The sequence below is a fragment of the Serpentinicella alkaliphila genome (assembly GCF_018141405.1).
GTDB classification, from domain to species: domain Bacteria; phylum Bacillota; class Clostridia; order Peptostreptococcales; family Natronincolaceae; genus Serpentinicella; species Serpentinicella alkaliphila.
In genome coordinates, this window is the sequence record NZ_CP058648.1 from 573,144 (window position 1) to 586,657 (window position 13,514).

Annotated in this window: 16 protein-coding genes and 1 riboswitch; of the genes, 3 read left to right on the plus strand and 13 right to left on the minus strand. The window is 33.4% G+C overall.

All coding sequences use genetic code 11. From position 1 onward, the window contains the following. Positions 1-37: 37 nt before the first annotated feature. The 11 genes from purS to HZR23_RS03000 all read right to left on the minus strand — a co-directional run bounded on the left by purS (position 38) and on the right by HZR23_RS03000 (position 10,426). Positions 38-277 carry a phosphoribosylformylglycinamidine synthase subunit PurS gene (gene purS, locus HZR23_RS02950; protein WP_213050315.1) on the minus strand — a complete coding sequence of 80 codons (240 nt, stop codon included), beginning with the start codon at positions 275-277 and terminating at the stop codon, positions 38-40. A gap of 12 nt (positions 278-289) precedes the next feature. Then, entirely contained in the window at positions 290-1,003 is a 714-nt protein-coding gene (gene purC / locus HZR23_RS02955) for a phosphoribosylaminoimidazolesuccinocarboxamide synthase (RefSeq protein ID WP_132847989.1), read from the minus strand. 30 nt (positions 1,004-1,033) lie between these two features. Continuing rightward, complete coding sequence (gene purE / locus HZR23_RS02960) at positions 1,034-1,555, minus strand: 5-(carboxyamino)imidazole ribonucleotide mutase (RefSeq protein ID WP_132847988.1); 522 nt, start codon at positions 1,553-1,555, stop codon at positions 1,034-1,036. 10 nt (positions 1,556-1,565) lie between these two features. Next, on the minus strand, positions 1,566-2,711 hold the full coding sequence (locus HZR23_RS02965) for a 5-(carboxyamino)imidazole ribonucleotide synthase (RefSeq protein WP_132847987.1): 1,146 nt from the start codon (positions 2,709-2,711) through the stop codon (positions 1,566-1,568). Between the two features lie 79 nt (positions 2,712-2,790). Further along, the gene (locus HZR23_RS02970) at positions 2,791-4,116 is read right to left on the minus strand and encodes an NCS2 family permease (protein ID WP_132847986.1); all 1,326 of its coding nucleotides are present in this window, start codon (positions 4,114-4,116) and stop codon (positions 2,791-2,793) included. Between the two features lie 235 nt (positions 4,117-4,351). After that, a riboswitch (purine riboswitch) is annotated at positions 4,352-4,453 on the minus strand. A 118-nt stretch (positions 4,454-4,571) separates the two neighbouring features. After that, positions 4,572-6,104, minus strand: coding sequence for a glutamine-hydrolyzing GMP synthase (gene guaA / locus HZR23_RS02975; RefSeq protein WP_132847985.1), 1,533 nt, complete (start codon positions 6,102-6,104; stop codon positions 4,572-4,574). 66 nt (positions 6,105-6,170) lie between these two features. After that, positions 6,171-7,628: an IMP dehydrogenase gene (gene guaB / locus HZR23_RS02980; protein WP_132847984.1), complete on the minus strand. Its 1,458-nt coding sequence runs from the start codon at positions 7,626-7,628 to the stop codon at positions 6,171-6,173. A 656-nt stretch (positions 7,629-8,284) separates the two neighbouring features. Beyond that, positions 8,285-8,521 (minus strand): nitroreductase family protein, encoded by a 237-nt coding sequence (locus HZR23_RS17505; protein ID WP_132847983.1) that lies wholly within the window; start codon positions 8,519-8,521, stop codon positions 8,285-8,287. Between the two features lie 16 nt (positions 8,522-8,537). Then, entirely contained in the window at positions 8,538-8,816 is a 279-nt protein-coding gene (locus HZR23_RS17510) for a nitroreductase family protein (RefSeq protein ID WP_165913641.1), read from the minus strand. 56 nt (positions 8,817-8,872) lie between these two features. After that, positions 8,873-9,277 (minus strand): thioesterase family protein, encoded by a 405-nt coding sequence (locus HZR23_RS02995; RefSeq protein WP_165913640.1) that lies wholly within the window; start codon positions 9,275-9,277, stop codon positions 8,873-8,875. 45 nt (positions 9,278-9,322) lie between these two features. After that, complete coding sequence (locus tag HZR23_RS03000) at positions 9,323-10,426, minus strand: aldo/keto reductase (RefSeq protein WP_132847981.1); 1,104 nt, start codon at positions 10,424-10,426, stop codon at positions 9,323-9,325. 150 nt (positions 10,427-10,576) lie between these two features. On the opposite strand from HZR23_RS03000, the gene HZR23_RS03005 reads away from it, so the two are divergent. The 3 genes from HZR23_RS03005 to HZR23_RS03015 are packed head-to-tail and all read left to right on the plus strand — an operon-like array spanning position 10,577 to position 11,395. Then, positions 10,577-10,813, plus strand: coding sequence for a hypothetical protein (locus HZR23_RS03005; protein ID WP_132847980.1), 237 nt, complete (start codon positions 10,577-10,579; stop codon positions 10,811-10,813). Positions 10,814-10,849: 36 nt separating this feature from the next. Then, the gene (locus tag HZR23_RS03010) at positions 10,850-11,095 is read left to right on the plus strand and encodes a hypothetical protein (protein ID WP_330571395.1); all 246 of its coding nucleotides are present in this window, start codon (positions 10,850-10,852) and stop codon (positions 11,093-11,095) included. 18 nt (positions 11,096-11,113) lie between these two features. Then, positions 11,114-11,395, plus strand: a complete 282-nt coding sequence (locus HZR23_RS03015) for a spore coat protein (RefSeq protein ID WP_132847979.1) — start codon at positions 11,114-11,116, stop codon at positions 11,393-11,395. Between the two features lie 75 nt (positions 11,396-11,470). Here the strand turns inward: HZR23_RS03015 and groL are convergent, their stop codons facing one another. Both groL and groES read right to left on the minus strand, forming a co-directional pair. After that, entirely contained in the window at positions 11,471-13,102 is a 1,632-nt protein-coding gene (gene groL, locus HZR23_RS03020; protein ID WP_132847978.1) for a chaperonin GroEL, read from the minus strand. A gap of 40 nt (positions 13,103-13,142) precedes the next feature. Next, the gene (groES, locus tag HZR23_RS03025; RefSeq protein WP_132847977.1) at positions 13,143-13,427 is read right to left on the minus strand and encodes a co-chaperone GroES; all 285 of its coding nucleotides are present in this window, start codon (positions 13,425-13,427) and stop codon (positions 13,143-13,145) included. Between the last annotated feature and the right edge of the window lie 87 nt (positions 13,428-13,514).

Here is a 13,514-nt window from a genome sequence, read left to right on the forward strand (position 1 = left end):
TTTTATCACTCCTCATAATAAGGCTTATTGGTTAAATTTATATTATTTCGAACTCGTATTTTTCAATTACTGTATTTGCTAGAAGTTTCTCACACATTTCATTTAATTGTTTTTCTGCTACTTCTTTCGTAATATCCCCTAATTCAATTTCGATTAGCTTTCCAATTCTTACATCCTCAACATTTGAAAAACCTTTTTTATTAAGTGCACCTCTAATTGCGTTACCCTGTGGGTCAGCGATACTATTTTTTAATGTTACATACACCTTAGCCTTCATTATTTATTCCTCCTATGCCTTTAATCTTCTTAATACTTCTATATATGACTCTTCAACATTACCTAAATCTCTTCTAAAACGGTCTTTGTCTAATTTCTCATTAGTATTAACATCCCACAATCTACAAGTATCAGGAGATATTTCATCTGCTAAAATAACTCTGTTCTCAAATAATCCAAATTCTAATTTATAGTCAATCAATCTTAAGTCTTTTTCTAAAAAGTACTTCTCTAAAACCTCATTAATTTTTATACTTAAGGACTTTATAGTATCTAACTGCTCCTTAGTTGCTAAGTTTAAGGCATCAATATGATAGTCATTTATCATTGGATCTCCAAGCTCATCACTCTTATATGCAAATTCGATTACTGTTTTACTTAACTCAGTCCCCTCATCTAGTCCTAGTCTTTTTGCTAAGGATCCTGCCACTACATTTCGAATCATTACCTCAATCGGAATTATTTCTACTGATTTTACAAGCATTTCTCTTTCATTTAAAAGCTCGATGAAATGGTTTTCAATTCCTGCATCAGCTAGTATTTTAAATAAGTGTGCAGACATCTCATTATTTATTAATCCTTTATTAGAGATTGTACCTTTTTTCTCACCATTAAATGCTGTTGCATCATCCTTGTACTCTACTATAAATTGCTTTTCGATATTAGTTTTATATACTCTTTTAGCTTTACCCTCATATAATTTCTCTAACCTTTGTAATTCTCCCATATTAACACCTCCACAAATATTGATATTTAATTATTTGTTATTACTTAGATACTTTTCATAGCCTATTTTCTCTAAATTTTGGGCTTTATCCTCAACCATTTCTCTTAAACTATCCTTGTACTCTTTAACTTTGTCCTTCACACTGCTATTTTCAAGGGCCACAATTTGAGCTGCTAATATACCTGCATTTTTTGCTCCATCAATTGCAACAGTTGCTACTGGAATTCCTGGAGGCATTTGGACTATAGAGTATAGTGAATCCACTCCACTAAAGGATTTACTTTTTACTGGTACTCCTATAACCGGTAAGTTCGTTAAAGATGCTACCATTCCAGGAAGATGAGCAGCCCCACCAGCCCCAGCAATAATAACCTTAATTCCTCTAGATTCTGCTACCTTAGCAAAATCAAACATTCGGTCAGGAGTCCTATGAGCCGAAACTATAGTACATTCATAGGGTACCGAAAGTTCATCTAAGATTTGTGCTGCCTCTTTCATAATAGGTAAATCTGAATCGCTTCCCATTATAATACTCACTAATGGATCTCTCATAAAATTCCTCCTAACTACTTATTACCTTTAATGTATTTAAAACCATATCACTAATTTCTAAAGCTTTATCTAGATTCTCTTCTAGTATTGTTACATGTCCCATCTTTCTTTTTCCACTGGTATCTTTCTTGCCATATATATGGACATTACATTCTGCTATTTTTAAAGTTTCCTCTAAACCAATAACTTCGGTCTTTCCTTCAAAACCCTCTTCCCCTAAAATATTAACCATAACGGCTGGTTTTAGTAGCTCTGTACTTCCTAAGGGTAATTCCAGAATTGCTCTTAAATGCTGACTAAATTGTGATGTCCTGCAGGCCTCGATTGTATAGTGACCAGAATTATGAGTTCTAGGTGCTATTTCATTTATTAAAACATCTCCGTCATTACTTACAAACATTTCTATACAAAATACGCCTACACCTTTTAGATGCTCCATAGTTTTTAATGCAAGGGCTTTAGCCTTTTTCTCTATCTCTTTATTAATTCTTGCTGGCACAATAGTTCTTATTAGAATATTATCCTTATGAATATTTTCTGCCAGAGGGTATATTTCCATTTTTCCATTAATGTCTCTTGCAACTAATGCGGAAATTTCCATATTAAATTTTACAAACTCTTCTACCATTAGATTTTCTGAACCTTTACTTAGAGTTTCGTATGCAAGCTCTATTTCATTGTGACTTCTAATTAAATAGTTACCCTTTCCATCATAGCCACCTGTACAGCTTTTTAATACTAATGGTAGTCCAAAATCTTTTATAGCTTCAGTAATAGTTTTAACTGAATCTACTTTCATAAACCTAGGGGTAGGTATATCATGTTTATTTAAAAATGTTTTCTGTTGATATTTGTCTTGAACCATCTTTAATGTAGATGGTGACGGATAAATTTTATAGCCCATTGACTCTAACCTCATAAGATAGTCTGCATTAATATGTTCAAATTCAAAGGTTAATATATCTGTCTTATCTGCTAATTCTTTAATTTTTTCTTCATTAAAGTAGTTATCGACTATTTGTTCGTCAACTATAGTCGACGCTGGACAATCAGAAGAGGGATCTAGTATTACAAAGCTAAGTCCAAGTTTTTTACCTTCTAAAATGCTCATTTTTCCTAACTGTCCACCACCGATTATTCCAATTTTTTTATGCATAGATTACTACACCCCCACTTAAAATACCCTGATTTTTTGTAAAAAAAGACAGCTAAGAGTAACTTAGCTGCTCTATAACTTAACGAGGTAAAAATGCTAATTTTGCGATGAACAGTAAAGCCAATACATAGACTGCTGGATGAACATCTTTTGATTTTCCTGCCGCTAATTTAGTGATAGGGTAGAAAATTAATCCAGCTCCAATACCATTTGCAATACTGAATGAAAACGGCATAATTGCTATTGTAAAGAATGCAGGTACTGCTTCTTCAAAATCTTCGAAGTTAATATTTTTAATTGTACTCATCATTAAAACCCCAACAATGATTAATGCTGGTGCTGTCGCTTCTCCTGGAACCATTAGGGCAAATGGTGCAATAAAGATTGCAAGAATAAACATAATACCAGTTGTTACTGCTGTTAAACCAGTTCTTCCACCTTCTGCTACCCCTGCTGCTGACTCAACATAAGTTGTAACAGTTGATGTTCCAAGTAATGCCCCTGCAGAAGTTGCAACTGCGTCTGCCAATAATGCTTTATTCATGTTTGGCAGTTTACCTTTTTCATCAAGCATTCCTGCTTTAGCTCCAGTTCCAATTAAAGTTCCAATTGTATCGAACATATCTACTAATGCGAAAGAGATAACTACTGTTGAAATACTTAGTAATACAGGTCCAAATCCACCTTGCATTCCCATTAAATCTCTGAATCCAGGATTGAAGGCTTTAAATAAAGTGTCTCCAATATTTAATGAAAAACTTGTCATTGTTGTATCTGTAACTCCCATAGGAATTCCAATTAATGTTGTAGCAATGATTCCGAATAATAATCCGCCTCTTATATTTTTAGCCATTAAAAATGCTGTAATTATTAAACCAATAACCGCTAATAAAACAGGTGCTTCTAAGAAGTTTCCAAAAGTTACAAGAGTTGCTCCACTTGGTACAACAATTCCTGCATTTTTGAATCCGATAAGTGCTATAAATAATCCAATACCTGCTGCAATCGCATGCTTTAAAGAATTTGGTATAGCTTCAACAATTAACTCTCTAACTCCAGTTACTGTTAGAAAAATAAAAAATAAACCAGAAATAAATACCGCTGCTAAAGCTGCTTCCCAAGAGTAACCTAAACCAAATACAACACTATACGTAAAGAAAGCATTTAATCCCATACCAGGTGCCTGAGCAAATGGAAGGTTAGCATAAAGTCCCATAATTAAAGTACCAATTGCTGCTGATAAACAAGTTGCCATAAATACTGCATTAAAGTTCATACCAGTTTCAGATAACATTAGTGGGTTAACAATTAGAATGTAAGCCATTGTTACAAACGTTGTGATCCCTGCAATAACTTCAGTTTTTACAGTTGTGTTGTGCTCTTTTAGCTTGAAAAATTCATTCATTGATGTAGCCTCCTTTTTTTTATAACCCCATTGAGTTTTTTGAAAAGTCAACTCATAGCTGAATAACAATCCCAATTGTATATATAATACCCGATTTACAAAAAAATAAAGCTCGGATGGATAGGTTATTTTATAAGTGAAACCTATCCGCCCGGGCTTTTGTCCCTTCGGTGTGACATCAACGATGATCAACGATGCCTGTATCGCTCGGACCAGCTTCAAAAATGAACGGAACCCTAGATACACTTTCACTCATAGAAGAATGATTTACGGTCATCCTGTAGAGACTGTCGAACCTTATTTTCGACATTATATGAGTTTCTTTTCGATATTTAATTTACAACTATATAATAACAAATGCTTTAAAAAAGGTCAAACATTTTTTTATATTTTTATTCTTTTTTTCGTATTTATAGTGAAAACGCCTAGAACACTTAAGTCTAGGCATTTTGCATTTATTCCCACTCTACAGTTGCAGGTGGCTTTGAAGTAATATCGTATACAATCCTATTTACATTTTTTACTTCGTTAACTATTCTGTTTGAAATTTTCTCTAATACGGAATGAGGTATTCTAGCCCAGTCTGCGGTCATAGCATCTGTACTAGTGATTGCTCTAATGGCAATCGTATGAGCATAGGTTCTTTCGTCACCCATAACCCCTACACTCTGAATATTTGGAAGTACGGCAAAATATTGCCATATATCTCTATCTAATCCTGCATTTTTAATTTCTTCTCTAACTACAGCATCTGCTTCTCTAACTATTTCTAGCTTATCATCAGTTAACTCTCCTAAAACACGAACAGCTAAACCAGGTCCTGGGAATGGTTGTCTCCAAACCACTTCATCAGCTAGTCCAAGTTCAGTTCCAACAGCTCTAACTTCATCCTTGAATAATAATCTAAATGGCTCTATTAATTTAAAAGTCATATCCTCTGGTAAACCACCTACGTTATGATGACTTTTTATAACCGCTGCTGTATCAGTACCGCTCTCTATAACGTCTGAATAAAGAGTTCCTTGAACTAAGAAGTCATACTGGCCTATTTTGCTCGCCTCTTCTTCAAATAAACGGATAAATTCTTCACCGATAATTTTTCTCTTTGTCTCTGGGTCACTTACTCCTGCCAATTTTCCTAAAAAACGCTCCTTAGCATTAACTCTTTTAAAATTCATTTTAAACTCGTTTTTGAATAGCTTTTCTACCTGGTCACCTTCACCTTTACGTAACATTCCATGATCAACAAATATACAAGACAAATTGTCTCCAATTGCTCTATGAACAAGAACAGCCGCAACTGAGGAGTCTACACCCCCAGATAATGCACAAAGTACCTTTTTGTCACCAACAACATTTCTTATTTTCTCAATTTCTTCCTTGATGTAATTTTCAGTTGTCCAAGTTCCTTCGCACTGACAAATTCCAAATACGAAATTTTGTATAATTTCCCTTCCAAATTCTGTATGCTCAACCTCTGGGTGGAACTGTACCGCATATAATTTATTAGCCTCATCTTCCATTGTAGCTACTGGACAATCTAGTGTAGTAGCTGTTATTTCAAAGCCTTCTGGTGCTATTTCAATAAAGTCCGTATGACTCATCCAACACACTAATTCACTTGGTAGATTATTGAATAATAAAGACTTACTGTTTAATTTTAATGCTGTTTTTCCATACTCTTTTTTATTTGCTCTATTAACATTTCCGCCTAATACTTGGGCCATTAATTGACCACCATAGCAGATTCCTAAAATAGGTATACCCATTTTAAATATTTCAACTGGCACAGTAGGAGAATTCTCACTGTATACACTTGCAGGCCCACCACTAAAAATTATTCCTTTAGGGTTTTTCTCTTTGATTTTCTCTAAGGGTGTTTTATATGAAACTACTTCACAGAAAACATTTTTTTCTCTAACTCTTCTAGCAATTAATTGACTATATTGTCCACCAAAGTCAATTATCAAAATCATTTCATTTGTCATATCGTTCTTCCCTTCTTTGTTTAATTAGTTAAATATGGTAAAGCCGAGTATTTTACTCGGCTGAAATTAATCATGTAAACTATAGTTTGGAGCCTCTTTTGTTATAGCTATATCATGAGGATGACTTTCTTTAAGTCCAGCATTTGTAATTCTAATAAATTTACTATTATCTTGAAGATCTTTTATACTACCTGTTCCACAGTATCCCATACCCGCTCTTAGACCACCAATTAATTGGAAAATCGTATCTTTTACCGGTCCTTTATACGGAACTTTACCTTCAACACCCTCTGGTACTAGCTTTTTATCATCTTCTTGGAAGTATCTATCTTTACTCCCTAATTGCATTGCGGCTATGGAACCCATACCTCTATATGATTTAAAGCTTCTTCCCTTATAGATAATTGTTTCCCCTGGACTCTCTTCCGTTCCAGCAAACAGAGAACCCATCATCACTACGTTAGCTCCTGCAGCTATAGCCTTAGTTATTTCCCCAGAGTACTTAATTCCACCATCTGCAATAACAGGTATATTATATTCCTTAGCAGCCTTTGCACAATCATAAACTGCAGTAATTTGCGGTACTCCTATACCTGCAACAACACGAGTTGTACAAATAGAACCTGGCCCAATTCCTACTTTAACGCAATCTGCTCCAACCTTAATTAACTCAACAGTGGCTTCAGCAGTTGCTACATTTCCTGCAATTAGCTGTAATTCTGGGTAGATAGCCTTAATCTTTTTAACTGCATCAATAACTCCTTGAGAATGTCCATGGGCTGTATCTACAACAACCACATCAACTTTTGCCTTGTATAGTGCATCAATTCTCTCTATCATATCCTTCGTAATACCAACAGCCGCACCTACAAGGAGTCTTCCCTTACTATCCTTTGCAGAATTAGGAAATTTTATAGCCTTTTCTATATCTTTTATTGTAATAAGACCTTTTAAAAATCCTTCATTATCAACTATAGGAAGCTTCTCAATTTTATTTTGCATTAATATTTCTAATGCTTGGTCCATAGTAATGCCTTCCATTGCTGTAACTAAATTATCTTTAGTCATAACTTCTTTGATTGGTCTATCGTAATTAGTTTCAAATCTGATGTCCCTATTTGTAATGATACCAACAAGCTTACCTTTTGTTGTGATTGGAACCCCGGAAATACGATATCTTTCCATCAATTCTAATGCATCCGCAACAGAGTTGTCCGGAGCTAAATAAAAAGGATCAACTATAACTCCATGCTCACTTCGTTTAACTTTATCAACCTCTAGGGCCTGTTGCTCAATTGTCATATTTTTATGAATAATTCCGATTCCGCCTTCCCTCGCCATAGATATTGCCATTTTACCTTCTGTAACAGTGTCCATTCCCGCACTCATAAGTGGTATATTTAACTTAATCTTTTTAGTTAAATATGTTGAAAGCTGTACTTGACTTGGAAGTATGTCCGATTTACCAGGTATTAAAAGCACATCATCGAAGGTTAATCCTTCTTTCACAATTTTATCTTCCATGTATAACCCTCCTATTTAATAAATTATCACTTATTATACTGCTCGATAAAATTTTTAGCAAGTTAAAATTTAGTTAAACACTAATGTTAGAATATATATAATTTTCTGAAATTTAAATTTTAGCAATAAAAAACGCATAAGTATTTTACTTTTTAAGTCTATCTCAAAGTAAAATATTTATACGCTTCGTTGGAAATATTGGCTATATAGTCAATATTTTTTTCAGCGAAACCACATAGAACTCTTCTCTACACAACCCCGCCGTTATAATAAAAATAATCCCTATTTGGGATATTTTATGTAATATTTAGTGTGTATCCATTATCTAAATTATCAAATAATTTAAAAAATGTCAAGCAATTTATTAAGTTTTTTCTAAAAAATTAACAAAGTATCAACCATAAAACCAAATGTCTACTTTTATTTTTTTCTAATTAGTGTTAGTTTATATTCTGATCTACTTTAATTTAGTACTGGAGCAGTAGAAAGCTAACCCTACTACTCCGTACACTTTGGAGCAGAAATCATAATTAGATTACATTTGTATTTTGAAGTAAGCTTACATGTTTATTTAATTATTGAAAATACCTCTTCAATGGGTTTCCTAGGCCTTGCATTAGGCTGTTGAGCAGGTCTTCCTATTGGTAATAAGGCAGTTAATACCCATGGCTCGGAAACATAACAATTTCTCCTATTTCTCTATATGCTATAACTGGAGCATACATCCAAGTAGTACCAAACCCTTTTGCATGAGTAGCTAAAGAAATATTTTGAATAGCAGCTCCCATACTTTGCTGCATTGGATCTATCGGAATAGGAGTATTCACCTTCATGTTTAACTTATCTAAAGCCAAATCAACCTCATTTGCAGATGGCCGTGAAAAAGCTAAAATAACAGCAGGTGCATCCTTAAAAAAATGTTAAAAAATATTTGTGATGATTAATATTTTCGTACTCAACGTCCTTACATGCAATGATAATAGGATTTACTCTGTTTGATACAACTTTTCCTATTTTTTCTACTAAGTCTGTATTAGTTACAGCAACAAATTTACACATTTGATGATTTTCAGCATTAGGGGCTAGGGTTCCGGCTTCTACAATTTCTATTATATCCTTTTCGTCTACAGGGTCTGATAAAAATTTCCTTATACTCCTTCTTTCTCTAATGGCATCGATCAATTCCATAAATTCACATCCATTCATATCAAAACATATCTAATTCTATTCTAAAATCAAAACAATTATTTCCCTTTGTTTTCTGATTTTTTAATAAATTTTTCTAGCTCAATTATGTAGCGATTATGCAGACCTTCACCTATTTTTTCCATTTCATCAAATGCCTCAACCTTGAATAGAAGTTTCTTACCTTCAATCTTAATTAATTCAGCCTTAGCATAGGCTTTCATTCCAATTGGGGTTGAAGCTATATGTTTTACGTCTAAATCTATGCCTACGGTTGCAAATCCCTCTGGTAGATGAGGATCTACGGCTTTTAATGAAGCATTCTCCATTAAACCTATCATTATTGGAGTACCAAGGACCTTTACCCCACCACTACCAAATGCTAGTGCAGTATCCTTCATCTCTACTGTAATTTCAACTTCTGCCTTCATACCTGTTTGTAAATTAAATTCCAAAATTATCATCCTTTCAACATAATTTATTATAGATATTCTATATATTAAATATTTTTAATGTGCTGGATTTAGGCAACTAATTTCTTTTAGCCTTTTAATTATAGGTATTTTTTGTGTGCATAATTCCTCACATTTGCCACACTCAATACAATCCTTAGCAAAAACCTCTTCATCCTTTAGTGCACCTTGTGTTTTTAAAAACTCTAAATATTTTTCCATTTCCTTGTGATCTTTAAAAATACTCATATTATATGCTTCTAGATATCTATTTATTTTTATTTTTTTAGGGCATTTTAAGCAGTATCCACATGTAGTACATAGTTTATCCATACTTTCATTTATATTACTTTTAATCTCCTTACGCTTAGCCTCAGAAACTACTAGTGGATAATTTAAAACCCCAATATTTTCTTCTAATTCTTTTATTGATGATGCTCCTATTAATGCAGTTGTTACCCCTGGCTCTGCTAAAATAAATCTTAGTGCAGATTGACAGACAGTCTCATCTTCTGTTTCTTTTAAAAAATTAAAATATTCTGGGCTATTAGGTATAAGTCCCCCACCCAATGGATTCATAACACTTACTCCGATATTATTTTCAAGGGCTGCCTTAATACCCTCTTGTCTGTATGGATGGTTAACTACATTATACCCTAGTAAAACTCCTTCAAAACTATTGTCTTCCACTATTTTACGTATATCATTTCCACTGCAATGGGTAGAAAAAACTAAGTGATCTATTAAACCCTCTTCCTTTGCCTTTACAGCGCCTTCATAGGGTCCACCCTGCTCCATAACTTTCTCATATTGTCGTAAATCCATAATGCACCACATATGATAAAAGTCTATTTTATTTACTCCTAATCTCTTTAATGATTTTTCTATTCTTCTTCTAACATCATCTGCTGTTGGCTCATTAAAAATTCCACTTTTCGTTGAAACATAGAATTCACCGGTCATATTTTTAAATGCTTTTCCAAAAATATCTTCACTTCTATCACTACAGTAAAAGGGCGCAGTATCAAAATAATTTATTCCTAAATCATTTGCCTTTCTTATTACTTCAACAGCATAGTCTTCATCATTCCCAAATCTCATACCACCTAAACCAAGCACAGAAATATTTTTATTTGTTTTTCCATATTGCCGGTATATCAAAGTATTTCTCCCCTTTTTTAAGTTTTTTACTTTTTTTTCATTATACAACATAATATGGTCTTTATCTAATCGATAAATGCATAATTTATTTTCTCCGAAATGCTAATAATAATAAGGCGATTTATTAAAAAAGCAAAAGGAGTGTGAGAAATGAAAGAAAGTGATAAGAATGAGCCTAAAAATAATCTTCAAAGCGTCTCATTAATCAATGCGCTAAATTCTGCTTCCCGTTCTGAATATCCATTAAGTAATTTAATTACAGAGCATGCTCTATATGAGCATTCTTCAAATGGATTTGAGAACAATAACAACAATAATGTAATAAATGATGAAAGTTTAAGAAAAAAATATGGTGATAACTTAGATCAAGACAACAATTTTTTATAATTACAATTAGATATTCATTAAAAGGAGGTTTATACATTGTTTAATACAGATATGAATAATAATCAAACAATGCAAAACAATAATGGTCAAAAAAAATTAGATTCTAATAACCTGAAGGTTCTAGAGGATCAATTAAACTACGAATCTCTAATGAATAAAAAATTTAATAATTATGCGGATTACTGTACTGACACAGAGCTAAAAAACCTTTGTCAACAGGCAGCGCAAAAGCATAAGCAACACTATAATAACTTATTAAATTATTTAAATTCTCACCAATAATTTTAAGGAGGTTTTTATATGCCTACAAATAATCCTGCTTTTTCAGAGAAAGAATTAATGAATGATCTAATTGCTTCAGAGAAACAAGTTACTTCTGCTTATAACACTGGTATTACTGAGACTTCTTGCCCTAATTTAAGACAAGAGCTTACAAAATGTCTTACTGAAACTCAAGAAATTCAATATCAATTATTTGATGCGATGAAACAAAGAGGTTGGTATCAAACAAAACAAGCCCAACAACAAGATGTACAAAGTGCAAAAACTAAGTACCAACAAATGAAAACTGAATTGAAATAAATTGTAAAGTCGGGTATTCTAAAATACCCGACTTATTAATTTTAACTATCCCAAGATATTTAATTTTTAATGGAATTACATCATTCCCATTCCGCCCATTCCAGGCATTCCTCCACCCATAGGTGGCACATCTTCTTTAATATCAACTATAGCTGCTTCAGTAGTTAATAGCATAGCAGAAACAGATGCTGCGTTTTGTAATGCAGATCTTGTTACTTTTGTAGGGTCAACTATACCAGTTTCAATCATATTTACATATTTTTCGTTTAATGCATCAAAACCAATGCCCTTTTCTGCATTCATAACTTTTTCAACTACAACAGAACCTTCAAGTCCTGCATTCTCAACTATTTGTCTTAATGGCTCCTCTAATGCTCTTCTTACAATTTTAACCCCAGTTCTTTCGTCTCCTTCTACAGTGCTGATGATTGCTTCTACTGCTGGAATAACATTCACTAAAGCAGTTCCACCACCTGAAACGATTCCTTCTTCAACTGCAGCTCTTGTAGCATTTAATGCATCTTCAATCCTTAGTTTTCTTTCTTTTAACTCTGTTTCTGTTGCAGCACCAACTTGAATTACAGCAACTCCACCAGAAAGTTTTGCTAATCTTTCAAGAAGTTTTTCCTTGTCAAACTCAGAAGTAGTATCTTCAACTTGAGCTCTTAATTGACTAACTCTATCTGCAATAGCTTTTGGATTTCCACTGCCTTCAATAACAGTAGTATTCTCTTTTCCTACTTTTACTGTTCTAGCATTACCTAACATATCAATTGTTGCAGATTTTAAGTCATAGCCTAACTCTTCTGAAATCACAGTTCCACCAGTTAAAATAGCAATATCTTCAAGCATTGCTTTTCTTCTATCTCCAAAACCTGGAGCTTTAACCGCAACACACTCAAAAGTTCCTCTTAATTTATTTACTACTAGTGTTGCTAATGCTTCACCTTCAACATCTTCAGCAATAATAACTAATCTCTTACCCTGTTGAACAATTTGCTCTAAAACAGGTAGAATATCTTGAATATTAGATATCTTTTTATCAGTAATTAAAATGTATGCATCATTAAAAACTGCTTCCATTTTTTCTGTATCAGTAACCATATATGGTGATAAATATCCTCTGTCAAATTGCATCCCTTCAACTACATCTAAAGTAGTTCCCATGGATTTTGACTCTTCAACCGTAATAACTCCATCTTTTCCTACTTTTTCCATAGCATCTGCAATAAGTTTTCCGATTTCTTCATCAGCAGCAGAAATTGCTCCAACTTGTGCAATCGCTTCTTTACTTTCGATTGGCTTAGAAATAGCCTTTAATTCTTCAACTGCTACATTTACAGCTTTTTGAATCCCTTTTTTCATAATCATAGGGTTTGCACCAGCTGCAACGTTTTTTAAACCTTCTCTAATAATTGCCTGTGCTAAAAGTGTAGCTGTTGTAGTTCCATCCCCTGCTACATCATTTGTTTTAGTAGCAACTTCTTTTACTAATTGAGCTCCCATATTTTCATAAGCGTCACTTAGCTCTATTTCTTTTGCAATAGTTACTCCATCATTAGTTATAAGTGGAGATCCAAACTTTTTATCTATAACTACATTTCTTCCCTTAGGTCCTAATGTAACCTTAACAGTATCAGCTAATTTATTAACTCCAGCCTCTAAAGACTTTCTAGCTTCTTCACTAAATTTAATTTCTTTTGCCATATTTAATAACCTCCTCGTTTTCTCTATGTATTATTTATAACTACTCTACGATAGCAAGAATGTCGCTTTGTCTTAAAATTGTGTACTCAGTTCCGTCGAATTTCACTTCAGTACCTGCATATTTAGAGAAGATAACTCTATCCCCAACTTTTAGTTCCATCACTATTTCTTTTCCATCTACAACTCCACCAGGGCCCACTGCAACAACTTCTGCCATTTGTGGTTGCTCTTTCGCTGTACCAGGTAATACTATACCGCTTTTTGTTTTTTCTTCAGCCTCAAGCTTTTTAATTACTACTCTGTCTCCTAACGGTTTAATACTCATTAAAGTACCCTCCTTATATTTTTATAATATTAAAATTATATTTTGCCACTTTATTAGCACTCACTTAGAGCGAGTGCTAATTACATT